General features: G+C 58.7%; 1 protein-coding gene. It reads right to left on the reverse strand.

All coding sequences use genetic code 11. The annotated features are described in order from the left end of the window. Window positions 1-385, reverse strand: a 385-nt coding sequence (locus D7X55_RS47455) for a Tn3 family transposase (protein WP_147470569.1), incomplete at both ends; no start/stop codon positions are given.

The following is a 385-nucleotide window of genomic DNA, read 5'->3' on the forward strand; positions in this document are numbered from 1 at the left end:
ATCTCATTGTCATCAATGTAGCGCAGCAAGAACAGCGTTCGAACGGCCTTGCCAAGTTCCCGGAAGGCGAAGTACAGCTTGTTCTTCCGGCTGTAGGTGCCCAGCCGGCGCAGGATCGAGGACGCGGTGATCTTGCCCAATCGGATTGAGATCACCACCCGCAGCATGTCGTGGAGATGGGTGGCGATCAGTTGCCAGTCGATGCTGTCCCCGAACAGTGCCTGGATGTTCTTATAAGCCCTACCCGGTTCGGGCCGAAAGAATGTCAGGTCCTTGATGTTCCGGATCCGGGGCATCAGCTGGATGCCCAGCATGTGGGCCAGGCCGAAGACCGGATAGCTTTGGGCCTGCGTGTCGCCATGGACGATCTCAGGCTGGATGTCGG

It is taken from the genome of Corallococcus sp. AB049A (assembly GCF_003668885.1).
GTDB classification, from domain to species: domain Bacteria; phylum Myxococcota; class Myxococcia; order Myxococcales; family Myxococcaceae; genus Corallococcus; species Corallococcus interemptor.